The 24,548-nt window shown below is 73.7% G+C and carries 23 protein-coding genes and 1 tRNA gene; 11 read left to right on the plus strand and 13 right to left on the minus strand.

The window, feature by feature from the left end; all coding sequences use genetic code 11:
- Nucleotides 1-66: 66 nt before the first annotated feature.
- The 3 genes from ABD644_RS09160 to ABD644_RS09170 all read right to left on the minus strand — a co-directional run bounded on the left by ABD644_RS09160 (nt 67) and on the right by ABD644_RS09170 (nt 4,917).
- A complete protein-coding gene (locus tag ABD644_RS09160) occupies nt 67-1,221 on the minus strand; it encodes an acyl-CoA dehydrogenase family protein (RefSeq protein ID WP_344688495.1) in 1,155 nt (384 codons plus the stop codon).
- Entirely contained in the window at nt 1,221-3,224 is a 2,004-nt protein-coding gene (locus ABD644_RS09165) for an ATP-binding protein (RefSeq protein ID WP_344688496.1), read from the minus strand. The genes ABD644_RS09160 and ABD644_RS09165 overlap by 1 nt, the downstream gene beginning before the upstream one ends.
- 79 nt (nt 3,225-3,303) lie before the next feature.
- Nucleotides 3,304-4,917: a carboxyl transferase domain-containing protein gene (locus ABD644_RS09170; RefSeq protein ID WP_344688497.1), complete on the minus strand. Its 1,614-nt coding sequence runs from the start codon at nt 4,915-4,917 to the stop codon at nt 3,304-3,306.
- 91 nt (nt 4,918-5,008) lie between these two features.
- On the opposite strand from ABD644_RS09170, the gene ABD644_RS09175 reads away from it, so the two are divergent.
- Nucleotides 5,009-5,614, plus strand: a complete 606-nt coding sequence (locus ABD644_RS09175; protein ID WP_344688498.1) for an SACE_7040 family transcriptional regulator — start codon at nt 5,009-5,011, stop codon at nt 5,612-5,614.
- Nucleotides 5,615-5,618: 4 nt separating this feature from the next.
- Here the strand turns inward: ABD644_RS09175 and ABD644_RS09180 are convergent, their stop codons facing one another.
- Both ABD644_RS09180 and ABD644_RS09185 read right to left on the minus strand, forming a co-directional pair.
- Nucleotides 5,619-7,382 carry a hypothetical protein gene (locus tag ABD644_RS09180; RefSeq protein WP_344688499.1) on the minus strand — a complete coding sequence of 588 codons (1,764 nt, stop codon included), beginning with the start codon at nt 7,380-7,382 and terminating at the stop codon, nt 5,619-5,621.
- A gap of 173 nt (nt 7,383-7,555) precedes the next feature.
- Nucleotides 7,556-8,743, minus strand: coding sequence for a hypothetical protein (locus tag ABD644_RS09185; protein ID WP_344688501.1), 1,188 nt, complete (start codon nt 8,741-8,743; stop codon nt 7,556-7,558).
- A gap of 154 nt (nt 8,744-8,897) precedes the next feature.
- On the opposite strand from ABD644_RS09185, the gene orn reads away from it, so the two are divergent.
- The 6 genes from orn (at nt 8,898) to ABD644_RS09215 (ending at nt 13,075) form a co-directional block, all read left to right on the plus strand.
- Nucleotides 8,898-9,575, plus strand: a complete 678-nt coding sequence (gene orn, locus ABD644_RS09190) for an oligoribonuclease (RefSeq protein ID WP_344688503.1) — start codon at nt 8,898-8,900, stop codon at nt 9,573-9,575.
- A gap of 58 nt (nt 9,576-9,633) precedes the next feature.
- Nucleotides 9,634-9,709: transfer RNA gene (locus ABD644_RS09195), tRNA-His, on the plus strand.
- A 151-nt stretch (nt 9,710-9,860) separates the two neighbouring features.
- Nucleotides 9,861-10,820 carry a metal ABC transporter substrate-binding protein gene (locus ABD644_RS09200; RefSeq protein ID WP_344688505.1) on the plus strand — a complete coding sequence of 320 codons (960 nt, stop codon included), beginning with the start codon at nt 9,861-9,863 and terminating at the stop codon, nt 10,818-10,820.
- Nucleotides 10,817-11,641 (plus strand): metal ABC transporter ATP-binding protein, encoded by an 825-nt coding sequence (locus ABD644_RS09205; RefSeq protein WP_344688506.1) that lies wholly within the window; start codon nt 10,817-10,819, stop codon nt 11,639-11,641. The genes ABD644_RS09200 and ABD644_RS09205 overlap by 4 nt, the downstream gene beginning before the upstream one ends.
- Nucleotide 11,642: 1 nt before the next feature.
- Nucleotides 11,643-12,671: an iron chelate uptake ABC transporter family permease subunit gene (locus tag ABD644_RS09210; RefSeq protein WP_344688507.1), complete on the plus strand. Its 1,029-nt coding sequence runs from the start codon at nt 11,643-11,645 to the stop codon at nt 12,669-12,671.
- Nucleotides 12,668-13,075, plus strand: coding sequence for a Fur family transcriptional regulator (locus tag ABD644_RS09215; RefSeq protein WP_344688508.1), 408 nt, complete (start codon nt 12,668-12,670; stop codon nt 13,073-13,075). Before ABD644_RS09210 ends, ABD644_RS09215 begins: the two co-directional genes overlap by 4 nt.
- 48 nt (nt 13,076-13,123) lie before the next feature.
- On the opposite strand, the gene ABD644_RS09220 is transcribed toward ABD644_RS09215, so the two are convergent.
- Together ABD644_RS09220 and ABD644_RS09225 are read right to left on the minus strand one after the other, a co-directional pair.
- Entirely contained in the window at nt 13,124-15,892 is a 2,769-nt protein-coding gene (locus ABD644_RS09220; protein WP_344688509.1) for a SpoIIE family protein phosphatase, read from the minus strand.
- Between the two features lie 153 nt (nt 15,893-16,045).
- Nucleotides 16,046-16,561: an ATP-binding protein gene (locus ABD644_RS09225; RefSeq protein WP_344688510.1), complete on the minus strand. Its 516-nt coding sequence runs from the start codon at nt 16,559-16,561 to the stop codon at nt 16,046-16,048.
- Nucleotides 16,562-16,776: 215 nt separating this feature from the next.
- Between ABD644_RS09225 and ABD644_RS09230 the strand changes: the two genes are divergently transcribed.
- Complete coding sequence (locus tag ABD644_RS09230; RefSeq protein ID WP_344688511.1) at nt 16,777-17,184, plus strand: four-helix bundle copper-binding protein; 408 nt, start codon at nt 16,777-16,779, stop codon at nt 17,182-17,184.
- 84 nt (nt 17,185-17,268) lie between these two features.
- Here the strand turns inward: ABD644_RS09230 and ABD644_RS09235 are convergent, their stop codons facing one another.
- The 5 genes from ABD644_RS09235 to ABD644_RS09255 all read right to left on the minus strand — a co-directional run bounded on the left by ABD644_RS09235 (nt 17,269) and on the right by ABD644_RS09255 (nt 22,057).
- The gene (locus ABD644_RS09235) at nt 17,269-17,904 is read right to left on the minus strand and encodes a DUF305 domain-containing protein (RefSeq protein ID WP_344688512.1); all 636 of its coding nucleotides are present in this window, start codon (nt 17,902-17,904) and stop codon (nt 17,269-17,271) included.
- Nucleotides 17,905-17,995: 91 nt separating this feature from the next.
- Nucleotides 17,996-18,424 (minus strand): DUF6153 family protein, encoded by a 429-nt coding sequence (locus ABD644_RS09240; protein ID WP_344688513.1) that lies wholly within the window; start codon nt 18,422-18,424, stop codon nt 17,996-17,998.
- Between the two features lie 40 nt (nt 18,425-18,464).
- On the minus strand, nt 18,465-20,840 hold the full coding sequence (locus tag ABD644_RS09245) for a heavy metal translocating P-type ATPase (protein ID WP_344688514.1): 2,376 nt from the start codon (nt 20,838-20,840) through the stop codon (nt 18,465-18,467).
- A 134-nt stretch (nt 20,841-20,974) separates the two neighbouring features.
- Nucleotides 20,975-21,241 carry an SHOCT domain-containing protein gene (locus tag ABD644_RS09250; protein WP_344688515.1) on the minus strand — a complete coding sequence of 89 codons (267 nt, stop codon included), beginning with the start codon at nt 21,239-21,241 and terminating at the stop codon, nt 20,975-20,977.
- A 147-nt stretch (nt 21,242-21,388) separates the two neighbouring features.
- Nucleotides 21,389-22,057, minus strand: a complete 669-nt coding sequence (locus ABD644_RS09255) for an ArsR/SmtB family transcription factor (protein ID WP_344688516.1) — start codon at nt 22,055-22,057, stop codon at nt 21,389-21,391.
- Between the two features lie 82 nt (nt 22,058-22,139).
- Between ABD644_RS09255 and ABD644_RS09260 the strand changes: the two genes are divergently transcribed.
- Nucleotides 22,140-23,417, plus strand: coding sequence for an MFS transporter (locus ABD644_RS09260; protein ID WP_344688517.1), 1,278 nt, complete (start codon nt 22,140-22,142; stop codon nt 23,415-23,417).
- Complete coding sequence (locus ABD644_RS09265; protein ID WP_344688519.1) at nt 23,414-23,767, plus strand: DsrE/DsrF/TusD sulfur relay family protein; 354 nt, start codon at nt 23,414-23,416, stop codon at nt 23,765-23,767. The genes ABD644_RS09260 and ABD644_RS09265 overlap by 4 nt, the downstream gene beginning before the upstream one ends.
- Here the strand turns inward: ABD644_RS09265 and ABD644_RS09270 are convergent, their stop codons facing one another.
- Nucleotides 23,768-24,112, minus strand: coding sequence for a spore germination protein GerW family protein (locus tag ABD644_RS09270; protein ID WP_344688520.1), 345 nt, complete (start codon nt 24,110-24,112; stop codon nt 23,768-23,770).
- A 150-nt stretch (nt 24,113-24,262) separates the two neighbouring features.
- Here ABD644_RS09270 and ABD644_RS09275 point away from each other — a divergent pair, with 150 nt between their 5' ends.
- On the plus strand, nt 24,263-24,514 hold the full coding sequence (locus ABD644_RS09275; RefSeq protein WP_344688521.1) for a nickel-binding protein: 252 nt from the start codon (nt 24,263-24,265) through the stop codon (nt 24,512-24,514).
- The last annotated feature ends 34 nt before the right edge of the window (nt 24,515-24,548 follow it).

A 24,548-nucleotide genomic window follows, 5' to 3' on the forward strand; every position in this document is an offset into this window, starting at 1 on the left:
CTGGGCGGTTGCGGACCGTCACAGGGACCAAGGTCAGGCGCGGCGGGCCGGTCGGCCCCTAGGGTTCTAGCCGACGCCGAGGTCGCGGGCGATGAGCATGCGCTGCACCTCGCTGGTGCCTTCGCCGATCTCCAGGATCTTCGCGTCGCGGTAGAACCGGGCGACCGGGAACTCGTTCATGAACCCGTACCCGCCGTGCACCTGGGTGGCGTAGCGCGCGTTGTCCATGGCGACCTCGGAGCTGTACAGCTTGGCGATCGAGGCCTCGCGCTTGAACGGCTCGCCGCGGAGCATCTTCTCGGCCGCTCGGTAGTAGGCCAGCCGCGCGGTGGAGGCCCGCACCTCCATGTCGGCGATCATGAACGCGATCGCCTGGTTCTTGCCGATCGGCTGACCGAAGGCCTCGCGTTCCCCCGCGTACTTCACCGACTCGTCGACGCAGCCCTGGGCCAGGCCGACCGACAGCGCCGAGATCGCGATCCGGCCCTCGTCGAGGATGGACAGGAACTGGGCGTAGCCGCGCCCCCGCTCCCCCACCAGGTTCTCCTCGGGCACGCGCACGTCGCTGAACGACAGTTCGCGGGTGTCCGACGCGTTCCAGCCGACCTTCGAGTACCGCTGGCCGACGGCAAAGCCCTCGGTGCCCGACGGGACGATGATCGAGCTGATCTCCTTGCCGCCGTCGGGACGGGTGCCGGTGACCGCGGTGACGGTGACCAGCTGCGTCAGCTCGGTGCCGGCGTTGGTGATGAACGCCTTCGAGCCGTTGATGACCCAGTGCCCGTCCTCCAGGCGCGCGGTCGTCCGCGTCGCGCCGGCGTCCGAGCCGCCGCCGGGCTCGGTCAGGCCGAACGCGCCCAGCGCCTCGCCGGAGCACAGCCGGGGCAGCCACTCCTGCTTCTGCTCCGGCGTGCCGAACCGGTAGATCGGCATCGCGCCGAGCGAGACCCCGGCCTCCACGGTGATCGCCATCGAGGAGTCGACCCGGGCCAGCTCCTCGAGTGCCACGCACAGGTCGAAGTAGGTGCCACCGGCGCCGCCGTACTCCTCCGGGAAGGGGAGCCCGAACAGGCCCAGCTCCCCCATCTGGCGCACGATCTGCACCGGGAACTCGTCGCGCTCGTAGAACTCCCCGATCTGCGGGGCGATGACCTCCTGGGCGAACTCCCGCACGGTCTTGCGCAGCGTCTCGGTCTCGTCGTCGAGCCGGTAGTCCAACATCAGTTCTCCTGCTGCTCTCCGGCGGTGGCCGATGGGGTCACCACGGCCACCCGCTCGTCCAGCGCGACCGTCTGGCCCGCCGTCACTCCGAGCTCGGTGACCGTCCCCGCGACGGGGGCGGTCAGCACGTGCTCCATCTTCATCGCCTCGACGACGAGCAGCGGAGTCCCCGCCTCGACCTCGTCGCCGACGGCGGCCTGCACCAGCGTCACCGTGCCCGGCATGGGCGCGGTGACGGCGCCGTCGCCGCCGGTGCCCTCGGCCTTGACGCCGGCCCGTTCGTGCTCCCGCAGCGCGGCGACGTGCCCGTCGGCGGCCAGCCAGACCGTGCCGCCCTCGTGCTGCAGGAAGTAGGAGGTGGTCAGCCCGTCGAGGGTCGCCGTCAGCCGGTCGCCGTCGCGCACCGCCCGGGCGGGCACCGGCTCGCCGTCGCCGACGGCCACCTCGGCGGCGCCCGACCGGCCGCGCACCCGCACGACCACCGGCTCGCCGCCGGATGCCTGCAGCTTGCGCACCGTCCAGGCCGGCTCGCCCAGCCGCCACCCGTCGGGCACGTCCCACCGGTCGACGACGGGACCCGCCGGCTCGGTCTCGAGCAGCAGCGCCAGGGCGGCCGCGGCGTACACGTGCGGGGGCGGCGGCTCGGGCAGCGTGAGGTCGTCGCCGCGCCGCTCGATCAGCCCGGTGTCCAGCTTCCCGGCGACGACGTCGGCGTCGGACAGCAGCGCCCGCAGGAACGGGGTGTTGGTGGCGACCCCGAGGACGGCGGTACGCCCGAGGGCCCCGACCAGCCGCGCCCGCGCGGTCTCCCGGTCCGGCGCCCAGGCGATGACCTTGGCCAGCATCGGGTCGTAGTCGGTGCCGACGACGGTGCCCACCCGCAGCGAGCTGTCCACCCGGATGCCGGGGCCGCTCGGCTCGACCAGCCCGAGCACGGTGCCCGCCTGCGGGAGGAAGCCCCGCGCCGGGTCCTCCGCGTAGACGCGGGCCTCGATCGCGTGCCCGTCGAGCGAGACGTCGCTCTGGTCGACCGGCAGCCGCTCCCCCGCCGCGATCCGCACCTGCTGCTCGACGAGGTCCATGCCGGTGATCGCCTCGGTGACCGGGTGCTCGACCTGCAGCCGGGTGTTCATCTCGAGGAAGAAGAAGTCGCGCGGCCGGTCGGCGTCCACGATGAACTCCACGGTGCCCGCCCCGGTGTAGCCGACCGCCTTCGCCGCATCGACCGCGGCCCGGCCCATCGACGCGCGGGACGCGGTGTCGAGCAGGGGCGAGGGCGCCTCCTCGATGACCTTCTGGTGCCGCCGCTGCAGGCTGCACTCGCGCTCGCCGAGGTGGATGACGTTCCCGTGGGAGTCACCGAGCACCTGCACCTCGATGTGCCGGGAGTTGCCGACGTAGCGCTCCACCAGCAGGGTGTCGTCGCCGAAGGAGTTGCGCGCCTCGCGGCGGGCCGAGGCGATCGCGTCGGGGAGCTCGGCCTTCGACCGCACGACGCGCATGCCCTTGCCCCCACCGCCGGCGCTGGGCTTGAGCAGGACGGGGAAGCCGACGGCGACCGCGGCGTCGGCGACCTGGTCGTCGGTCATGCCGGGCTCGGTCCGCCCGGGGACGACGGGGACTCCCGCGGCCATCACCGTCTGCTTGGCGCGGATCTTGTCGCCCATCGCCTCGATGGCGGCGACCGGCGGGCCGATGAAGACGATGCCGGCCTTCTCGCAGGCGCGGGCGAACTCGACGTTCTCCGACAGGAAGCCGTAGCCCGGGTGGATCGCCTGGGCGCCGGTGCGGGCGGCCGCCTCGAGCACGCGATCGATGGACAGGTAGCTCTCGGTCGCCGCGGCGGGCCCGATGGGCACGGCGACGTCGGCCAGCACGGTGTGCAGCGCCCCGGCGTCGGCCTCGCTGTGCACGGCGACCGAGCGGATGCCCATCGTGCGCAGCGTGCGGATGACCCGGACGGCGATCTCGCCCCGGTTGGCGACGAGCACGGTCTCGAACACCTACGCCACCGCCCCTGCGCAGCTTTCGGTACAGAAAGCTGAGGCGCAGCCGCCAGCTTTCTGTACCGAAAGCTGGACGTCACATGCGGAAGACGCCATAGCCGACCTCCTCGAGGGGCGCGTTGGCGCAGGCGGACAGGGCGAGGCCGAGCACGGTGCGGGTCTGAGCCGGGTCGATCACGCCGTCGTCCCAGAGCCGGGCGGTGGCGTAGTAGGGGTGGCCCTGCGACTCGTACTGCTCCCGGATCGGCGCCTTGAAGGCTTCTTCCTCCTCGGCCGGCCACTCCTGCCCGCGGGCCTCGAGGCCATCGCGGCGGACCTGGGCCAGCACGCTGGCCGCCTGCTCGCCGCCCATCACCGAGATGCGCGCGTTGGGCCAGGTGAACAGGAACCGCGGCGAGTACGCCCGGCCGCACATCGAGTAGTTGCCCGCGCCGAACGAGCCGCCGATGACCACGGTCAGCTTCGGTACCCGGGCACAGGCCACGGCAGTGACCATCTTCGCGCCGTGCTTGGCGATGCCGCCGGCCTCGTAGTCGCGCCCGACCATGAACCCGGAGATGTTCTGCAGGAACAGCAAGGGGATCTTCCGGCGGTCGCACAGCTCGATGAAGTGCGCGCCCTTGAGCGCCGACTCGGCGAACAGCACCCCGTTGTTGGCGATGATCCCGACCGGGTGCCCGTGCAGCCGGGCGAAACCGGTGACCAGGGTGTGCCCGTACAACGGCTTGAACTCGGCGAAGCGGCTGCCGTCGACCAGCCGGGCGATGACGTCGCGGACGTCGTAGGGCGTGCGCGAGTCCGGCGGCACGACCTCGTAGAGCGACTCCGGCGGATAGAGCGGGTCCTCGACCGGGTCGACGTCCCACGGCCGCGGGCTGCGCGGCCCCAGCGTGCCCACGATCTGCCGGACGATCTGCAGGGCGTGCGCGTCGTCGTCGGCCAGGTGGTCGGTGACCCCGCTGACCCGGCTGTGCAGGTCGCCACCGCCGAGCTCCTCGGCCGTGACGACCTCACCGGTCGCCGCCTTCACCAGCGGCGGCCCGCCCAGGAAGATCGTGCCCTGTTCGCGGACGATCACCGCCTCGTCGCTCATCGCCGGCACGTAGGCGCCGCCGGCGGTGCAGGACCCGAGGACGGCGGCGATCTGGGCGATCCCGGCCTTGGAGAGGTTCGCCTGGTTGTAGAAGATCCGGCCGAAGTGCTCGCGGTCGGGGAACACCTTGTCCTGCATGGGCAGGAACGCGCCACCGGAGTCGACCAGGTAGATGCAGGGCAGCCGGTTGTGCAGCGCCACCTCCTGCGCGCGCAGGTGCTTCTTCACCGTCATCGGGTAGTAGGTGCCGCCCTTGACGGTGGCGTCATTGGCCACGACGACGCACTCCCGGCCGGCCACCCGGCCGACGCCGGTGATGATGCCGGCGGCCGGCGCGTCGCCGTCGTAGAGACCGTGCGCAGCCAGCGGCGACAGCTCGAGGAACGGGCTGCCCGGGTCGAGCAGGGCGTCGACCCGCTCCCGGGGCAGCAGCTTGCCGCGCTCGACGTGCCGCTGCCGCGCGCGCTCACCCCCGCCCAGGGCCACGCGGCGGAGCTGGTCGGCGAGGTCGGCGGAGAGCGCGGCGTGCGCCGCGGCATTGCGGGCGGCGGCCTCGGGATCTGCCGAGACGGCTCGCGGGAGCACCGGTGCGTCCACGGAGCAGAGGTTAACCGCCGTTCACTCCGATGGTCCACATCTCGCCCGGATTGGTTAACGGCGGTTCACACCCGGGGCTAGCATCCTCGGCATGACCTCTGCGCGGGCCGGGCAGGACGCGGCGCTGCACGCCGACGCCGAGCGCCCCTCGCGGCGGGAGCAGATCCTCCAGGCTGCCGCCCAGCTGTTCGCCGAGCGGGGCTCGCGGGCGGTCGGCGTCGACGACGTCGGCGCGGCCGTCGGCGTGACCGGCCCGGCCATCTACCGGCACTTCGCGAGCAAGGACGCGATGCTCGCCGAGATGCTGCTGCGGATCAGCGAGCGGCTGCTCGAGGGCGGCAGCGAGCGCGTGGCCGACGCCGGGGACGACCCCGCGGCCCAGTTGCGGGCCCTGGTCGCCTTCCAGGTCGACTTCGCCCTCGACAACCCGGCGCTGATCACCGTCCAGGACCGCGACCTCGGCTCGCTGACCGAGGCGGACGCCGCGCAGGTGCGCCGGTTGCAGCGCCGCTACGTCGAGGTGTGGGTGGGCGTGCTGGCCCGGCTGCACCCCGGGGCGGACGCCGCGACCTGCCGGGCGCGGGCCCACGCGATCTTCGGGTTGATCAACTCCACGCCGCACAGCGCCGGCCGGCTGAACCGCCCCGCGATGGCCCGACTGCTCGCCGACATGGCGCAGGCCGCCGCGACCGCCTGAACGGTCAGCCTCCCGGGAACGGGGGGACCTGCAGCACCAGGCCGTTGGCCGCCATCCGGTCGATGTCGGCGGCGCTGCCTGCCGCGGCGGGATCGACCCAGGCGCTCTCGACGATCGTCACCGTCGGCCCGGACACCGCGCTGGCGTACTCGGCCCCGGACAGCTCCTCGGGGCCGCCGGGGTAGCCGACGCCCTCGCGGAGCAGGTCGTTGACGTTGCCGCTGCCGTTCCGGTCGGTCAGCGCCCGCAGGTCGCGGGCCGACGCCGTGTCGGGCATGGCGACGCGCGCCACCGACACCACGACCGCGCCACCGTCGAGCTGCGCCGAGTACAGGGCCCGGGACAGCCCGCTGCAGTTCGTGGTCTCGAAGAACGCGGCCGTCTCGCCGTAGGCGTGCCCGACGCAGGTGTCGTCGACCTGCACGGCCTGCACCGTGTACTCGACCCCCTCGACGTCCTGGGTGTCGCCGACGGCCGGTCCGGCCGCGGGTGTCTCGGGGGCCGCGGATGCGGTGCCACCGCCTCCGGGGCCGCCGCTGTCCGGGTCGCGCAGCACGAGCCAGCCACCCACCGCCAGCGCGGCCACCAAGGCCAGCGCCAGGGCGACCAGCAGGCCGGTGCGCCGCCCGGTTTCCTCGTCGTCCTCGTCGTCATCGGGCTTCGCCGACGGGACGACCGGGGCGTGCGGCTGGGCGAACACCGCCGTCCGCGGCCTCGCCGACGCCGACTCGGGCACCGGCTCGGACGCGCCGAACAGCCCCCCGATGCCGCCGGTCTCGTCGTCCGACGCCGCGTCCGCGGGCACCGTCGGCGGCGCGGTCACCGGGGTGGGGGGCGGGTCGATGGCCACGGTGTCCCGCCGGACCGGCTGGGCCGGGGGCGCTGCGGGGGGCGCCGCCTCCGCGGCCTGGGCCGCCTGCCCGGCCGCGGCGGACGCCGCGACGGCCTGGGCGATCGCGGCCGGGCTCGGCTGCTCGCGCGGGGGCGCGGCGTCGGGGGCGACGGCGGGCGGAGGCACGGTGGCCGTGGGCGGCGGCGTGTACGGGGGCGTGGCCGGGACCGGATCGGCCGGCATCGCCGCCATGGCCGCCGGCGCGAGCAGCTCGGGGCGACGGAGGACGTACGGCGAGTACGGGAACCCCTCGCCGTTGAGCTCCTCGACCGTCGGCCCGCGGCCCTGCAGGCCCAGCGCCTCGAGCGCGGCCCGGATGTCGGCCGTCGTCCAGAGCCGTGGGTTGTCGACCTGCGAGTACCGGCTGCAGCGGGCGATGCCGAGCAGCAGCGACCGGGGGTCGAGCAGTGCCACCTGGTCGCCCTCGCCGAGGTCGCCGTCGGCCGGGACGAGGCCGGTGATGTCGCCGACGAGGACCGTCAGCCGGGCGATCCGCCCGGGCTCGAGACCGGCGCGGCGGAGCCGCATCGCGGTCTCCATCCCCGCGCGCATCAGCCCGTCCAGGGGGGTCGAGCCACCACCGCCGAGCTGGAGGACGTCGCCCGGTCCGGCCTGGGGGGCGATGGTCCAGGCGCCCTCCGGCGTCGCGGTGACGACGCCGGATTGCCGCGACACCTCGGCCACGCGGACGACGGCGATCCCCTCGGGCACGAACAGGACGGCGTCGGAGATGCGCCGGTCGAGCTGCCCGTCGGAGAACGGGATGGAGGCCACGACCGCCGCTCGGACCGCCCCGCCGGTGTCCCAGCGGCTCAGCTCGGCGAAGAAGGCGCGCTCCCCCGCCGTCTGCAGCGGCGTGGGGGTCAGGGCCAGCAAGGAATGTCCTCCGCGCGGTCGTGGTCGGGTTCCGGCGGCGCCGGCCGCAGGCTGCGATCTGCGCTGCGGCACGGAGCGGGCACGGCCATGGGTGGCGCCCGGCCCGGCGACGTCGTCTCGACGCTACGTCATGGACCGGGGGCGCAGCCGAAGTCCGCGCCGTAGCGTAGCGATCAGGCTGCGGTCGGTGACACCGATGCCGGCTCGTCCGCCGTCCGCCAGTGGGCGAGCCATGCGCTGCGCTCCAGCAGGTCGACCGCCGCCCACAGCAGGGCGAAGCCGACGGCCGCCGGCAGGGCCGACCACCAGTTCCAGGGCGGCAGCAGGCCGACGGACTCCTGGGCGAAGCCCACCCCGTACACGACGCCGGTGGTCAGCAGGCCGGCGAGCCAGCCGGGCACCCGGTAGGTCACGCACAGGTCGACGACGACGGCGCCGGCGAGGAGCACGAACGGCAGCACCGAGGGCGGGAAGCCCATGCCGACCAGGATCAGCCACATGACCGCCCGGTAGGCCAGGTAGACCGCGACGATCGTGGTCGCCGTCCAGCGCAGCCGGACCATCTTGCGGGCCACCACCAGGGAGAGCAGGCCGGCGCAGATCAGCCAGGTCGGGTGCACCCAGGAGGGCACCGGGAGCATGAACATCGCCGGTGACTGGCCCTGGGCCGCGGCGAAGTCGAGCAGCTGCGGCTCCGCCGTCGTCTGCCCGGCGTTGTAGGCCCGCAGCGACAGGACGCCGTACTCCTGGTGCTGGTTGGGGAACAGCGCGTTCTCGACGAAGAACAGCCACAGGCCCAGCGCGACCAGGTCGCGGACCCGGCCGGGCGCCGCGTACAGCCACCAGCCGCGGATCGCCCCGGCCAGCATGATCGCCGTGCCGAGGTAGAGCAGTGCGTGGCTGGGGCTCCAGCTGGTGATGTCGAGGCCGTTGATCCGGTGGTTGAGGATGTCGATCGGCACGGCGATCAGGAACGCCCCGATCCCCCACTGCATGAGCCGCAGGGCCTTCTTGTCGACGCCGTAGCCGGTGTAGCTGTGGAAGACCACCAGGCCGATGACGATCGCGGTGCCCGCCGAGTTGAGCAGGTGCGGCGGGGCGAGGTCGTCGCGCAGCCAGCGGAAGTGCCAGCTGACGTCCCAGCTCGAGCCGAGCATCTTGAGCAGGAAGGCGCCGAGCCACGCGAGGTAGATCCAGTTCAGTTCGGTCTGTGCGGTCGCCCGCCCCGGGCGGCCCGGCGTCATGTAGGCCAGCCAGAACCACTTCACCAGGGCGATCGGGTGGGTGATCCCGCGCCACAGCGACCCGGGCGCCGACGGCGTGGCCGGGCGGGTGCGGGCGGGCGGTGCTGAAGTGGACACGACGGAACTTCCTCGGCTCGTTGGACTGCCGCCAGCGACCCTAGCGGCGGCGACGCCGGATTCCGACCTTTCGAATGGCGCCGTCGCCCGGTTCGCGGTAGGCGGGCGGGGCGGGCGGGGCGGGCGGTACGGACGGTGCGTACTGTCGGGCGACGTGGCGGAGAGCGCGGGGCACCTGGTCTGGATCGACTGCGAGATGACCGGGTTGGATCTGACCCGGGACAAGCTGATCGAGGTCGCGGTGCTGATCACCGATTCCGAGCTGAACGTCCTCGACCCGGGCATGGACCTGGTGATCTCGGCGGACGACGCCGACCTCGACGGCATGAACGACGTCGTCGTCGAGATGCACGCCAAGTCCGGCCTCACCGACCTGGTCCGCGCGTCGACGCTCACCATGGCCGAGGCAGAGCAGCAGCTGCTCGCCTACATCAAGCAGTTCGTGCCCGACCGCCGGACCGCGCCCCTGTGCGGCAACTCGATCGGCACCGACCGCGGCTTCCTGGCGCGCGACATGCCCGAGCTCGACGACCACCTGCACTACCGGATGGTCGACGTCTCCTCGATCAAGGAGCTGGCCCGCCGCTGGTTCCCCCGGGTCTACTTCGCCCAGCCGCCCAAGGGCCTGGCCCACCGGGCGCTGGCCGACATCATCGAGTCGGTCCGCGAGCTGGCCTACTACCGGCGCACCCTGTTCGTGCCGGCCCCGGGCCCGAACGGCGAGCAGTCCAAGGCCGCCGCCGACGAGGTGATCGACGGGTTCGCGGGGCTCCTGGCAGCCGACGACAGCAACGGGGACAGCGCCGCTCCCCCGGCCGCGTCGGGAGCCTGACCCCCTCCGGTATCGTTGCTCCGGTTCCCCTCCGGTGGTTCTCATCGGCCGGGACATGGTGGGTGTAGCTCAGCTGGTAGAGCACCAGGTTGTGATCCTGGGTGTCGCGGGTTCGAGCCCCGTCACTCACCCCACGCAGAGAGGCCCTGGTCAGTTCGCTGACCAGGGCCTCTCTGCTGTTCAGGGGGCCCGCTGCCGGGCACGCCTCCGGCGTGGCGCGACCGGGCGGCTCGCAGGCGGAGCCCGGGGTGGGCCCGCTACGGTCCGAATGCGAGAATGATTCTCATGACGACTTTCGTGACGGGTTCGCGCAGCACCGCTGTGCTCGCCGCGCTGTCCGCCGGTGCCGTGGTCCTGGCCGGCTGCGGCGGTGCCAGCGACTCAGAGGGGCGAGAAGGCGGGCAGGCCGGCGTGACGGTGGTCGCCGGGTTCTACCCGCTGGAGTGGGCAGCGGCGCGCGTCGGCGGCGACCGGGTCGACGTCTCGTCGCTGACCCCTCCCGGCGCCGAGGCGCACGACCTGGAGCTGGCGCCGCAGGACGTGGCCGCCGTCGCCGAGGCCGATCTGATGGTCTACCTGGACGGCTTCCAACCCGCGCTGGACGAGGCCGCCGCGTCCGAGGCCGGAGATTCGGCCTGGGACGCCGGCCTGGCCGCGGACCTGACGCGGGCCGCCGCGCCGCACGAGGGCGAGGACGAGGACGAGGCGCACTCCGACGAGGACGCGGTCGACCCGCATTTCTGGCTCGACCCCGTCCGGCTCGCGGCCGTCGGTGACGCGCTGGCCGAGCGGCTGACCGAGCTCGATCCCGACGGCGCGACCGCCTACGAGGAGAACGCCGCCGCCCTGCGCGCCGACCTCGAAGACCTCGACAGCGAGATGCAGGAAGGGCTGGCGACCTGCGCCACCGACACCCTGGTCACCGCGCACGACGCCTTCGGCTACCTGGCCGACCGTTACGGTTTCGAGGTGGTGGGAATCAGCGGGCTGAGCCCGTCGCAGGAGCCGGAGCCCGCCCAGCTCGCCGAGATCGCCGAACTGGTGAGCGAGCGAGGGGTGACGACGGTCTACACCGAGACGCTCGTCGATCCCGCGGTGGCCGAGACGGTGGCCGCGGAGGCCGGGGTGCAGACCGCCGTCCTCGACCCGCTCGAGGGGCTGACCGACGAATCGGCCGGAGACGACTACCTCGCGGTGATGCGGGCCAACCTGGCGACGCTGCAGGAGGGCCAGACCTGCTCATGACCGGATCAGAGGTCAGCGGCGACGCGATCCGACTGCGCGGAGCCAGCATCGGCTACGGGGACGTCCCCGTCGTCCAGCGAGTCGACCTGACCGTCCGGCGCGGGGAAGCGGTCGCCGTGCTGGGCTCCAACGGGTCGGGCAAGACCACGCTCGCACGCGGCCTGCTGGGGCTCGCCACCGTCCTCGGCGGGGACGTCGAACTGCTCGGCACCCCGGTCGGGCGGCTGCGCGAGCGCGGCCGGGTGGGCTACGTCCCGCAGCGGCACACGGTCAGCGGTGCCGTTCCGGCCACGGTCCGGGAGGTCGTCGGCGTCGGTCGACTCGCCCGGCTCGGTCTTTTCCGGAGGCTCGGCGCGGCTGATCGGGCAGCGGTCGCCGCTGCCGTCGCGGCCGTCGGGCTGAGTGACCGGCTGAACGACCCGGTGGGATCCCTGTCCGGCGGACAGCAGCGCCGGGTGCTGGTCGCGCGGGCACTCGCGGCCGAACCGGAACTGCTGATCATGGACGAGCCGACCGCTGGGGTGGACGCCGCCAGCCAGGAGACGCTCGCCGCCCTGCTCACCGAGGTCTCCGCTGCCGGCACGACCCTGGTCGTGGTGACCCACGAGGCGGGCCCCCTCGCGGGCGTGCTGCACCGGGCGATCGTGGTGGACCACGGGCGGATCAGCTACGACGGGCCCCTGGCCGGCGTGGATGCGCACGACCAGACGGGCGGGCACCACCATGCCGACGACACCGAGGACCGGCCGGGCCCGGGGTACCGGCTCGACCAGCCCCGGGTGACGGCGGACGGGCCCTCGCGCCGCAGCGGAGGTCAGTGACATGGAGATCCTGCAGTACGGCTTCATGCAGCGGGCGCTGCTGGCCTCGCTGATGGTGGGCCTGGCGGCCCCCGCGGTCGGGGTGTTCCTCGTCCAGCGGCGGTTGTCGCTGCTGGGCGACGGCCTCGGCCACGTCGCCCTGACAGGGGTGGCCATCGGGGTCCTCACCTCCACCGTCCCGGTCGGGACCGCACTGGTCGCCGCCGTCCTCGGCGCTGTGCTGATCGAGCTGATCAGGGCCAGGGGACGCACCAGCGGGGATGTGGCGCTCGCCGTCCTCTTCTACGGCGGCATCGCGGGCGGCGTCGTCCTGCTCAGCCTCGCGCCCCGCGGCCAGGCGACCAACCTCGACGCGTACCTGTTCGGGGCGATCACCACGACGAGCACCTCCGACGTCGTGGTCTTCGGAGTCATCACGCTCGTCGTGCTCGCCGTCGTCTGGTTCCTCGGTCAGCGGCTGTACGCGGTCAGCGATGACGAGGAGTACGCGCGCGCCGTCGGGCTCCCGGTGCTCGCGCTGAACGTCGTGCTGGCGGTCCTGGTGGCCTCCACCGTCGTGCTGTCGATGCGCGTCGTCGGTCTGCTGCTGATCAGCGCCTTGATGATCGTCCCCAGCGCGGTGGCGCAGGCGGTGGCCCGCAGCTTCCGGCAGACGGTGTACCTGGCCTGCGGCGTCGGCCTCGTGGTCAGCGTCTCCGGCACCGCGGCGTCGTATTACACCGGGACCCCCTCGGGGGGAACGATCGTGCTGCTGGCCATCGCCGTGTTCCTGGTCGTCACCACGGTGGTGGCCATCCGGGAGGCGACGGCGCGCCGACGTCACCAGCGCCGCGCCGATGTCCACGCGGCGCATCCGCACGAGCACGGCCCCGGGTGCGGCCACCCGCCGGTGCCGCACGGCGACCACGTCGACTACGACCACGACGGCCACCTGCACGCACCACACCGCACGGGCGGCGGGGTCCACTACGACGAGCACGGCGAGCACGCGGCCCCCCGCCCGGCCGCCGGCAAGGCGGGGCGACCGTGACCGCGCCCGTGCCGGCCCGCCGCCCCACGCGGCAGCGCAGCGCGGTCCTGGCCCTGCTCGAGGAGCTCGACGATTTCCGGAGCGCCCAGGACCTGCACGCAGAGCTCCGTCGGCGCGGTGACTCGGTGGGACTGGCCACGGTCTACCGGACGCTCCAGGCGCTGGTCGACGACGGGCAGGTCGACGTCCTGCGCAACGCCGACGGCGAGGCGGCGTACCGGCGCTGCTCCGCCGTCCACCACCATCACCTGGTCTGCCGTGCGTGCGGCCGCACCGTGGAGGTCAACGATCCCCCGGTCCAGCGCTGGGCGGCCCGAATCGCCGCCGAGCACGGCTTCGCCGATGTCCAGCACCAGCTCGAGGTCCGCGGTACCTGCGCCACGTGCCGCGGCCCCGGCTCATGACCTCCTGCACCTCGGCGCACCTCGACCGGCGGGCGTCCGCCGAACGTGTCAGGTCGGCCCGACGTGCCCGGCGTCGGCCGCGGCTCGACCGGCAGCGGGTCGCCCGTCGTCGATGACGGTCGCGCCGGCCTCGATCTTTCTGTCGTCCTTCCCGCTGCGTGCCCACCGGAGCTCCCCGAGGTGGGGAAGGCCGAGGTCGGCTGGGTCGGGAAGGAGCCGGGCAGCGAGAACGGCGACGTCGTCGTCGGCGACGCCGTCGAGCATGTCGGCCAGCACGCCGTCGACGAGCGCGGTCAGCGACGCCGTCCGCCCCGCCGCGACGGCGGCGGAGAGCCGCTCGAGCCCGACGTCGAGGGGGGCATCGCGTCGCTCGACCAGGCCATCGGTGAACAGCAGCAACGACGCCTCGGCCGGCAGGGTGATGGCTGCTTCCGTCCGCTGCCCGACGCGGGGCACGCCGAGCGCCGGGCCGTGCCCGCCGTCGAGGTAGGTCACGGGCCCGCCGGGAGTGACCAGCAGCGGCGGGGGGTGGCCGGCGAGGCTGTAGGTCAGCCGGCCGGTGGCGGGGTCGAGCAGCAGGCAGGCGACCGTGGCCAGGCCGGCCCCGTCGATCTGCCCGGCGAGCCGGTCGAGCAGCTCCAGGGCCTGCGCCGGGCGGTGCCCGGCGAGCAGCAGCGCGGACAGCGCGCTGGACAGCCGTCCCATGACCGCGGCGGCGGTCGCGCCGTGGCCGACCACGTCGCCGACGACCAACGTCACGCAGTCGCCGTCGACGGTGCGCACGTCGTACCAGTCACCGCCGGCGGCGGTGCCGACCACGGCGGGCAGGTAGCGGGCGGTGACCGTCAGGCGCGCGTGGTCGGGCAGCCGGTCCGGGAGCAGGCTGCGCTGCAGGGTGTCGGCCATCTCCCGGCGCACGTCGGCCAGTGCGGCCCGCTCGAGCGCGGCGGCGACCTGCCCGGCGACGGTGAGCAGGAACGTGCGCTCGGCTGCCTCGAAGCGCCGTGGCCGGTCGAACACCACGGCCAGGGCGCCGATCAGGCGAGGGCCGACCAACAGCGGTAGTGACGCGGTCGCCTGGGTCTCTGGCTGCAGGAACGGCGCCACATGCGGATGGCGGTCGAGCAGGGTCGCCCGGTCCGGTAGCCACACGGGTTGGCGGGTGCGGGCGGCCTCGGCCAGCGGCACCGGCGCCGACAGTCGGATGGCGGCGAATCGGGCTTCCCACCCGGGCGAGTGGCCGTGCACGTCGACGGTGTGCAGTTGGCCGTCGTCACCGAGCGTGCACACCGCCACCACCGACGCGGCCAGGGCCTCGTGCAGGCTGGCGGTGAGCGCTGCGGCGGCCTCGGCGGCCGTGCCGGCCGCGGCCAGCGCGGCTGTGAGCCGGTGCAGCTGCTGCTGCTGCGCACTCACGCGTTCGGCGGCGACCATGGCCGCGATATGCCGACCGAGCTCGCCGCCGAGCGCGACATCCTCGTCGTCGTAGCGATGGGCGGGGTCGACGGCGGCCAGGGTCAGCAGGCCGACCCGCTCCCCGCCGCTGATCAGCGGCACCACCAGTCGGGCCCCGCCGGCCCAGACCGTGGGCAGCCGCTCCGGGGCGATGTCGGTGGCATCTCGCCGCAGCTGCTCGGTGAGCTCGTCGATGGCGAACGGCTGGCCGGCCTCCACGCGTGGCGCCAGCTCCTCGGGAATGCGCAGCAGGGGCACGCCGATGACGTCGGCGGCGTCGTCGGCCGGGGCGGCGGCGACGATGCGGTACCGGTCGTCGTCACCGCGGAGCCACACCAGGGCCCGGTCGGTCCACTGCGCGACCACGTGTGCGGCCACCGCCGCCAGCCGCTCCACCATCGCGCCCGGGGCGGCCAGCGCCTGGCCCGCGGCGGCCAGCAGCGCCGCGGAGTGCTCGCGGCGCTTGGCGTCGGTGACGTCGAACAGCACCGCGTGCAGGGTGTGGGCGACACCGTCGTCGTCCCGCGCGACGTGGCCGAGGTGCTGCAGCCACACCCAGCGGCCGTCGGCGGCGCGCACCCGGTAGGTGAGGGTGAAGTCGACCGCGTCGGAGTCGATCGCGGCCCGCACCCGGGCCAGCGCCTCGACCCGGTCGTCGGGGTGCAGGATCGACTCCCACAGCCCGTCCTCGGTCCGCCACCGGGAGGCCGGGTAGCCGAGCAGCTCCTCGGCCCGCTCGTTGACGAACGTCAGCCGCAGCGTGGCCGGGTGCCGTTCCCAGACGATGGCGTTCAGGCCGGCGACGGTCGCCTGCAGTCGGGCCACGCTGTCCTCGGCGCTGCGCCGGGCCGCCTGCTCGGCGGCCCGGCGTGCGGCCTGCTCGGCGAGGGCGGCTTCAGCGGCCCGCCGGTCGGTGATGTCCAGGATGCTGCCGCGCACCAGCCGCCGGTCGGCCGAGGGCAGCCGCAGCAAGGTGACCTCGCACGGCACGTCCATCCCGTCGGCCCGGCGGTGCTCCCACTCGAACCGGGGGCGCTCTCCGGCCAGCGCCCGGTCGAGGTACGCCACCGCCGCAGCCGGCGACGGTCGCCCGTCCGGCTGCACAGGCGGGCTGACCTCGACCGGGCCGACCCTCAGCAGCTCGGCGCGGGACATGCCGAACAGCGCCTCGGCCGCGGCGTTCACCGTCTCGAAGTGCCCCGCGTCGACGTCGAGGATGACGATCGCGTCGGGCGCGTACTCGACCAGTGCCCGGTACCGCTGCAGCTCCCCGGGCTGCGCCGCGTCGTCCTCGGCGGGCCCGGCGCGCGTCCCGGGGCCCGGCGCCTCCGGTTGGTGCCGGTGCGCCGCGGACTCGTTCACCACGTCTCCCCTGCAGGGCGGTGGCATACCCCACGCTGGAGCCCGCCGAGCGCAGTATCCAGCCATCAAGGTCACCGAGGCAGGTCCCGAGCGCCGTATCTCTCTCTCGGTCCGAGTCGTCGGTGCCCGGCTGCCCCCGGTGCCGGCGGGCGGCTACCGCCCCTGCGGTGTCCGATCACGGGGACTGCCGCCGGACCGGGGCGGAGGAACCGACGGGTCCGTGGCGGCGGCGGTGAACCGGATTCGAGCCCACACCTGCTTGCGCGACCCGCGCACGGTCCAGCCGTGCTCCGAGGCGACCCGGGCCACCAGGTGCAGACCGAGCCCCCCGCCGGCGGGGTCCCGGCCGATGGCCGCCGCGGGCGGCTGGTCCGGCGCGGCGTCGGTGACCTCCAGCAGCCAGCCGTCAGCGCCGGTGCGCAGCGTCACCTGGACCGGTGGCCGCCCGTGTCGGAGGGCGTTGCTGGCCAGCTCCTCGAAGGCCAGCAGCAACCACTCCACCTCCTCGTCGGTCGCCGCAGCGGGACGGCCGCCGTCGCGCAGCGTCTCGCGCAGGCGCACGCGCAGCGCGGTCAGTTCAGCGGCGGTGGCCGGTCGCACCGTCCACGTCGGCGGCAGCCCCGCCTCCGTTCCCGGCCGCAGCCGGTCCGCCCACAGTGCCTCGCTCATCTGCCTCGATCCCGCCGGCCGGCGCTGCTCCACCGCTCAGCATGCCCTGTCGCCGGCCCCGGCGCCGGGCAGGCGGCATGCCGGGTGATAACCGTCCTCACCCGGCCCCCACATGACAGATCTGTGACGTCGGGTCAGGACGGCAGTCGCCGGGGTAGGCGGTCTGCATAGCGGACGCCTTCCGGACGTCCGGTGCCAACCCGAAGGAGGACACGATGAGCGTGGCCGCTCAGATGCTCGACACCTACCCGAAGGACCTGGGAGGGGTGGACCGCGACAAGCTGGCCGCCTGCATCGAAGCGTGCATCGAGTGCGCCCAGGCCTGTACCGCCTGTGCCGACGCCTGCCTGGCCGAGGACATGGTCGCCGAGCTGACCACGTGCATCCGTACCTGCGCCGACTGTGCTGATGTCTGCGATGGCACCGGCCGGGTGCTGTCCCGGCACACCGGGTACGACGCCAACCTCACGCGCGCGGTGCTCGAGGCGTGCGCGGCAGCGTGCAAGGCGTGCGGCGACGAGTGCGCCACACACGCGGAGATGCACGAGCACTGTCGGGTCTGCGCCGAGTCGTGCCGGCGGTGCGAATCCGCCTGCCGGGACCTGATCGCCGCTCTCGGCTGACGCGCTGACCTGCCGCCGGCCGTGCGGGCGGTTGCCTTCGGCGCCGGCGGGACGGGCACGGCAGCCCGCCCCGCCGGTGCCGGCTCAGCCGCCGAGCTCGGTGAGCAGCTGCTCCATCTCGGCGATCTCGGCGGTCTGGCTGTCGCGGATCGACTCGGCCAGCGCGATCGCGTCGGGGTTCTGCCCGTCGGCGATCTCGGCCTCGGCCATCTGCACGGCACCCTTGTGATGGGTGATCATCTGCTCCAGGAACAGCCGGTCGAACTCCGCGCCGGTGGCGTTCATGAGCGCGTGCATGTCCTGCTCGGACATCATCCCGCCCATCCCGCCCATGCCGCCCATCCCGTCGTCGTCCATGTGACCGGTGTCGGCGTCCCAGTCCTGCAGCCAGCCGGACAGCGTGTCGATCTCCGGCTGCTGCGCTGCCTCGATGCGGCCGGCGAGGTCGAGGACGCGCGGGTCCTCGGCCTGGCCGTCCGCCAGCCGGGCCATCTGGATGGCCTGCTGGTGGTGCGGGATCATGTCGCGGGCGAACGCGACGTCGGTGTCGTCGAAGCTGCCCTCGGCGTCGCCGGAGGAGCTGTCCGAGCTGTTACTGCTGCCCATCATCGGGCCGTTGTGCGTGGTGTCGGAGCCGTCGTCGGCGCAGCCGGCCAGCAGCAGCGTGCCGGCGACGAGGGCGCCGGCGAGGCCGGTGAAGCGTGCGGTGGTGCGGGTCATGTCGTTCTTCTCCTGACTGGGTGGGATCGAAGGCGTGCCGGAGACCGCGCCGGGCCAGCGGGTGCTGGGGCGGGGCGGTCGGGCGGTCGCCCTAGATCCGCAGCAGGCAGAGAGCGGAGAGATCCGGTGGTCGCGGGGGCGCCAGCGATCGGAGCCGGGCCCGCGCGTACCCGAGGGCGGGTGCGCTCAGGTGCCTCGCGCGGGGCACGAGCCACGCGAGCAGGACGGCGAGGGCGGCGGCCAGCACCGCCAGGCACAGCGTCCACAGGTGCGCGGCCGTGTCGTGCGGCGTGCCGCCGCCATGGCCCGGCATCGGCTCGTCGGGGATGCCGGCGACGGACATCTCGCCGACGTGCGCCGGGCCCGGTGCGGTCGCGACGACCGCGCCGAGGTGCGCCGGGCTGATGACGTGCGCCGATGCCGCGGCGGAACCGTCCCCGTCGCCTGCCGCGCACTGCAGCCCGTGCATGGCGAAGACTGCGGCCAGCACGAGCAGCGCCGTCCACAGTCGTGCCCCCATGAGCCCCCCTTCGCCCTTCGAGCCTACGAATGTCGAACCCTCAGCGTGAGACGGGTTCCGGCTCGGGCGCCGTGGCAGCCCGGGGCGCGGGCGCCTCGGGGACGGCGGGCAGCCGCAGCCGCTTGAGCAGCAGGGCGTTGACGGCGACCAGGAAGCTCGAGCCCGACATCGACAGGGCGGCGATCTCCGGCCGGAGCACCAGCCCGAAGGCCGGTTCGAACACGCCGGCCGCGATCGGCAGGGCGATCGCGTTGTAGCCGATCGCCCAGCCGAGGTTCTGCCGCATCTTGCGCAACGTCCCGCGCCCGATGGTCAGGGCGATGGGGACGTCGAGCGGGTCGGACCGCATGAGGACGACGTCGGCGGTCTCGATCGCGACGTCCGTGCCGGCGCCGATCGCGATGCCCAGGTCGGCGGCGGCGAGCGCCGGTGCGTCGTTGACGCCGTCGCCGACCATCGCGACCCGCTTGCCCGACCGCTGCAGCTCGGTGATCGTGGCGGCCTTGTCGCCGGGCAGGACCTCGGCGATGACGGTGTCGATGCCCAGCTGGCCGGCGATGCGCCGGGCGGTGGCCTCGTTGTCGCCGCTGAGCATCACCACCTCGACGCCCGCCTCGTGCAGGGCAGCCACCGCCGCCGCGGACGTCTCGCGGACCGCGTCGGCCAGGCCGATCACCCCGACGGCACGGCCGTCGACGGCGACCAGCACCGCGGTCCGTCCCCCGCCGGCCAGCTCATCGCGCCGCGCGGCCAGCGCCCCCAGCTCGACACCCTCGTCGGCCATCAGTCTGGCATTGCCCACCAGCACCCGGCGCCCGCCGACGGTGGCGCCGGCACCGTGGCCGGGTACGTTGCGGAAGCCCTCGGCGCGGAGCGCCGGAGCCCCCTGCTCGGTCGCGTGACGGGCGACCGCGGCGGCCAGCGGGTGCTCGGACTCCCGCTCCACCGCGGCGGCCAGCGCCAGGACGTCGTCGGCGGCCATGCCCTCGACGAGGACGTCGGTGACCTCCGGCTCGCCCTTCGTCAGGGTGCCGGTCTTGTCCATCACCACGGTGTCGATGCGAGCCGACGTCTCCAGAGCCGTGGCGTTCTTGAACAGCACGCCGCGCTGCGCGCCGAGACCGGTGCCGACCATGATCGCCGTCGGTGTGGCCAGGCCGAGCGCGTCGGGGCAGGTGACCACGACCACGGTGATGGCGAAGAGCATGGCGGTCGCGAAGGTGGCGCCCGACAGGAACCAGACGGCGAAGGTCAGGCCGCCGCCGAGGAGGGCGACGAACACCAGCCAGAAGGCGGCCCGGTCGGCCAGTCGCTGCCCCGGGGCCTTGGACGCCTGCGCCTCCTGCACCAGCTTGACGATCTGGGCCAGCGCGGTGTCGGCGCCCACCTTCGTCGCCCGCACCCGCAGCGCGCCGGTGGTGTTCACCGAGGCGCCGATGACCTCGGCGCCGGCGGCCTTGTGCACCGGCAGGCTCTCACCGGTCACCATCGACTCGTCGACCTCGGACTCGCCGTCGTCGACCAGCCCGTCGACCGGGATCTTGGCGCCGGGCCGGATCAGCAGCAGATCGCCGACCACGACCTCGGCCGTGGGCACCTCGACCGGCTCGCCGTCGCGCAGCACGAGTGCCCGGGGCGGGGCGAGCTCCAGGAGGGTGCGGATGGCGTCGTTGGCGCCGCCGCGGGCCCGCATCTCGAACCAGTGCCCGAGCAGCACGAACGCGGTGAGCACGGTGGCGGCCTCGTAGAAGACCTCGCCGCCACCGGTCAGGGTGATGACCAGGCTGTACAGCCAGCCCGCGCCGACCGCGACCGCGACCAGCACCATCATGTCCAGCGTCCGCGCGCGCAAGGCGCGGTAGGCGCCGTCGAAGAAGATCCAGGCGCTGTAGAAGACGACCGGCAGCGACAGGACCAGCGAGAAGACGTCGTCGCGCAGCCCGAAGGGCGCCGCGACGGTGAACCCGAGCACCTCCCGGCCGATCGGCGACCACAACAGGATCGGGATCGACAGCAGCGCCGCGACCAGGAACCGGTTGCGCATGTCGCGGGCCATGTCGGCCATCGACATGCCGGCGTGGTGGCCACCGTGACCCATGGCGTCCTGGGCGGTCATCCCGGCGTGCTCGTCCGGTCCGGCGCCGGCGTGCTCTCGGGGCTCGGCTGCGGGGTCGCACACGTGCTGCGGCACCGACTGGCCGGCGCAGTGGTACCCGCAGTCTCGGACCCACCCGCTCAGCTGCGCCACCGAGGTCTGCGCCGGATCGTAGGTGACCGTCGCCGTCTGGCCCACCGGGTTCGCCTCGACGTGCAGCACGCCCGGGCGTCGACCGAGCACCGCCTCGGTGACCGCCTTCTCCGACGCCCAGTGCACCCCGGCGACCTCCAGCACGACGGTCTGCTGCTGAACCGACATGACCACTCCTCGTCCGAGCCGACATCCTGTGTCGCCGCGAACGCTATACCCCCCAGGGGTATTTCGTCCAGGGAGCGAAAGCAGGCGCAGGCGATGGACTCAGCCGGATGCCCCGCCTCCTGGCGGCACCGGGGTCATGGCACGCGCGCGGTCCGGTCGGCGCCGGTCAGCGTGGCCAGCCGCCGTCGGTACTCGTCCTCGTCGATCTCGCCGCGGGCGAACCGTTCGGCGAGCAACTGCTCGGGCGTGGGACGCAGCCCGTGGCCCTGGTCGCTCGGACGGTTCAGTCCGCGCACCAGCACCACGGCCAGGGTGACCAGCAGCCCCCAGAAGACGAGCATGCCGACGGTCATCACGACCCAGCCCCAGCCGCTCGGGTCGTAGTCGCTCCAGTACATCATCGGAACCCCATCCCTCTGCCCGTCGGCGAGACACCGCTGTCGGTCCCCCACCACCACGACCGTCGCGCACGCGCCCACCCGCCGGATAATTGCCGAAGTCCCGAGAACAGGAGCACTTCCGCCCGACGTGCACCGACGGGGCCGCGGTCAGGCGGACGCGCGGACGACCGGCAGGCCTGCGGCAGCCCACTCGGGTAGCCCGTCGACGAGCCGGAGCGCCGGGCGTCCTTGCCCGGTGAGCGCTCGCACGGCCGTGTCGGCGTAGGCGCACAGCGGGCCGCGACAGTAGGCGACGACCGGCTGACCGGCGGGCAGGTCGGCGAGCCGCGCCGCCAGCTCGTCGGGCGGCACGTTGACCGCGTCGGGCAGGTGGCCGGCGGCGTACTCGGCCCGCGGCCGCACGTCGAGCACGACGACCTCCCCGGCGCGCATCCGCTCCAGGAGCTCCTCGCGGCTGATCGTGGCGAGCCGGGAGCGGTCGCCCAGGTAGGCGGTGGCCAGCTCGTCGATCCTGGCGACGTGCGCGCCGGCGACCTCGCGCATCGCCCGCCACAGCGCACCGACGGCATCGCTGGCCAGCGAGTAGAACACCCGCGCCCCGTCGCGACGGGTGCGCACGAGCCCCGCGCGCAGCAGGAACTGCAGGTGCTGGCTGGTGTTGGCCATCGACTGCCCGATCTCGCCGGCCAGCTCCTCGACGCTGCGCTCACCCTGGGCCAGGACGTCGACCAGCTCGGCACGCCGGCCGTTGCCCAGCGCCTTCGCCACCGACGCCAGCGCGTCGTAGAGCTCGTCCTTAGCCTGCCGGTTTCCCATGCCTACTCCCATTCAAGCGATCGCTTGACAGCCTACGTGAACCGAGGCATCGTTCAAGCATTGTCTTGAACGAGGGGGGCGCATGACCGCGGGTACCTCGCGGCCGGTCCGGCTCGGCCTGCGCGCCAACGCCGCGCAGTTCACGCTGCTGGTCGCGGTCAACGCCCTCGTCGGCGGCATGGTCGGCCAGCAGCAGACGGTGCTGCCGCTGCTCGCCGAGAGCGAGTTCGGGCTGACCGGCTACACCTTCATCTTCACGTACGTGGCGGCGTTCGGTATCACCAAGGCGATCGCCAACTGGTTCGCCGGCACCTTTTCCGACCGCTACGGCCGCAAGCCCGTGCTCCTGGCGGGGTGGCTGTTCGCCGTCCCCGTGCCGCTCATGCTGATCGCCGCCCCCAACTGGGGCTGGGTCGTGGCGGCAAACGTGCTGCTCGGCATCAACCAGGGGCTGACCTGGTCCACCACCGTGGTGATGAAGATCGACCTGGTCGGCCCGCGCCAGCGCGGCCTGGCGATGGGCCTGAACGAGGCGGCCGGCTACGGCGCGGTCGCGGTGACCTCACTGCTCGCGGGCTACCTGGCCGAACAGTTCGCACTCCGGCCCGCGCCGTTCCTGCTCGGGATCGCCTACACCGCCCTCGCACTGCTGCTGTCCGGTGCGTTCGTGAAGGAGACCCGCGGCCACGCCCACCTCGAGGCCGGCCAGCACACCCCCCGCGCCGACGGCCGCCACGACCACCTGCACGCCGGCCTCACCGACCGGCAGATCTGGGCGCAGACCAGCCTGAAGGAGCCCGCGCTGTCCTCGGCCAGCCAGGCCGGGCTGGTCAACAACCTCAACTTCGGCCTGTCCTGGGGTCTGTTCCCGCTGCTGTTCGCCACCGCCGACCTGCCGGTGGGCCAGATCGGGCTGCTGTTCGCTCTCTACCCGGGCGTGTGGGGCGCCGGTCAGCTGATCACCGGCGCCCTGTCCGACCGGGTCGGGCGCAAGCACCTGATCACCGCGGGCATGACCGCCCAGGCCGCCGCCCTCGCGCTCATCGCCGCCTCCGACGGATTCGCCGGATGGGCCACGGGCACCGTCCTGCTCGGGGCGGGCACCGCGATGGTCTACCCCACCCTGCTGGCGGTGATCGGCGACGTGGCGCACCCCGCCTGGCGCGGCCGGGCCGTGGGTGTCTACCGAGTCTGGCGCGACCTCGGCTACGCCGTCGGGGCGGTCCTGGGCGGGATCGTGGCCGACCTCCTGGGCCTGCACGCCGCCGTCTGGGCCGCCGCGGCCATCAGCGCGGGCTCCGCCCTCGTGGTCGCGGGACGCATGTACGAGACCCACCGCCCCAGGAAGGTCTCCGCATGACCCGCGTCCTGCTCGTCGTCAACGGCCCCGCGTACGGCTCCGACGAGACGTACAACGCCCTGCGCCTGGCCATCGCGCTGGCCGAGCGCGACGACGTCGACCCCACGGTCTTCCTCATGGGCGACGCCGTCACCTGCGCGGTCTCCGGGCAGCACACCCCTGACGGGTACTACCAGCTCGACCGCATGCTGCGGACGTTCAGCCGCAAGGGCGGCACGGTGGCCTGCTGCGGCACCTGCCTGGACGCCCGCGGCCTGACGGCCGACCGGCTGATCGAGGAGGCCGCCCGGTCCACGATGGCCGAACTCGCCGCGTGGACCGTCGAGGCCGATCGGGTGCTCACCTTCTGATCACCGCCCGCGGCGCCGGCCGGAGGTCAGCAACCACGTCACGGCGACGGCGGCGACGAGGCCGATCGTCCGGTTGAGGTCGAACGCCGGCCGCCAGCGGACCTCGCCGTCCTTGACGACGTAGGCGCCGGCCGGCCGGGCGATCACGCCGAAGCCGCCGCCCTCCCCCTGCTGGCCGTTCTCGTCCGATCCCGCGCCGCCGCCCGCGCCGCCGCGGAGGACCGCTGCCGGGATCACCGTCACCCCGTCGCGCTCGTAGGCCTCGCCGAACACCCGGCGGACGGTCAGCGCGTCGCGCGTGGCCGCCACCAGCTGACCCACCCTCGTTCCCTCGTCCTCGGCCATCTGCACTGCCTTCCTGTCCGGCCGCGAAGTGCGGGGAGTCCGCACGGGCGACTACGTGGTCCCACCTAACGCCGGAGACGCGGGGCGGCCCAGAGTCGGTGGACCGGCGGAGGACCGCCGGACACCGATGGGACGGAAGGACGGGGCGACATGCCGCTGTTCATGGATGTGCACCACAAGGTCGACGGCCTCACCGCCGAGGCGGTGGCCGGTGCCCACAAGCGGGACCTCGAGGTCGGCCCCCAGTACGGCGTCGACTACCGCCGGTACTGGTTCGACGAGGGCTCCGGCAAGGTGTTCTGCCTGGTCGACGCACCCGACGCCGAGACGGCCGTCCGCGTGCACCAGGAGGCACACGGGTTGCTGGCCGACGAGCTGACCCCGGTCCAGGAAGGAACCTGAGGCACGGGCGGGAACCGCTGTCGCGGCCGAGCGG

This window comes from Blastococcus jejuensis (assembly GCF_039534705.1).
Taxonomy (GTDB): Bacteria; Actinomycetota; Actinomycetes; order Mycobacteriales; family Geodermatophilaceae; genus Blastococcus_B; species Blastococcus_B jejuensis.

Coding starts and splice junctions, on each gene's coding strand:
- ABD644_RS09160 (WP_344688495.1), bottom strand. CDS start 1,221: ATGTTGGACTACCGGCTCGACGACGAGACCGAGACGCTGCGCAAGACC.
- ABD644_RS09175 (WP_344688498.1), top strand. CDS start 5,009: ATGACCTCTGCGCGGGCCGGGCAGGACGCGGCGCTGCACGCCGACGCC.
- ABD644_RS09200 (WP_344688505.1), top strand. CDS start 9,861: ATGACGACTTTCGTGACGGGTTCGCGCAGCACCGCTGTGCTCGCCGCG.
- ABD644_RS09205 (WP_344688506.1), top strand. CDS start 10,817: ATGACCGGATCAGAGGTCAGCGGCGACGCGATCCGACTGCGCGGAGCC.
- ABD644_RS09210 (WP_344688507.1), top strand. CDS start 11,643: ATGGAGATCCTGCAGTACGGCTTCATGCAGCGGGCGCTGCTGGCCTCG.
- ABD644_RS09225 (WP_344688510.1), bottom strand. CDS start 16,561: ATGAGCGAGGCACTGTGGGCGGACCGGCTGCGGCCGGGAACGGAGGCG.
- ABD644_RS09230 (WP_344688511.1), top strand. CDS start 16,777: ATGAGCGTGGCCGCTCAGATGCTCGACACCTACCCGAAGGACCTGGGA.
- ABD644_RS09235 (WP_344688512.1), bottom strand. CDS start 17,904: ATGACCCGCACCACCGCACGCTTCACCGGCCTCGCCGGCGCCCTCGTC.
- ABD644_RS09240 (WP_344688513.1), bottom strand. CDS start 18,424: ATGGGGGCACGACTGTGGACGGCGCTGCTCGTGCTGGCCGCAGTCTTC.
- ABD644_RS09245 (WP_344688514.1), bottom strand. CDS start 20,840: ATGTCGGTTCAGCAGCAGACCGTCGTGCTGGAGGTCGCCGGGGTGCAC.
- ABD644_RS09250 (WP_344688515.1), bottom strand. CDS start 21,241: ATGATGTACTGGAGCGACTACGACCCGAGCGGCTGGGGCTGGGTCGTG.
- ABD644_RS09255 (WP_344688516.1), bottom strand. CDS start 22,057: ATGGGAAACCGGCAGGCTAAGGACGAGCTCTACGACGCGCTGGCGTCG.
- ABD644_RS09260 (WP_344688517.1), top strand. CDS start 22,140: ATGACCGCGGGTACCTCGCGGCCGGTCCGGCTCGGCCTGCGCGCCAAC.
- ABD644_RS09265 (WP_344688519.1), top strand. CDS start 23,414: ATGACCCGCGTCCTGCTCGTCGTCAACGGCCCCGCGTACGGCTCCGAC.
- ABD644_RS09270 (WP_344688520.1), bottom strand. CDS start 24,112: ATGGCCGAGGACGAGGGAACGAGGGTGGGTCAGCTGGTGGCGGCCACG.
- ABD644_RS09275 (WP_344688521.1), top strand. CDS start 24,263: ATGCCGCTGTTCATGGATGTGCACCACAAGGTCGACGGCCTCACCGCC.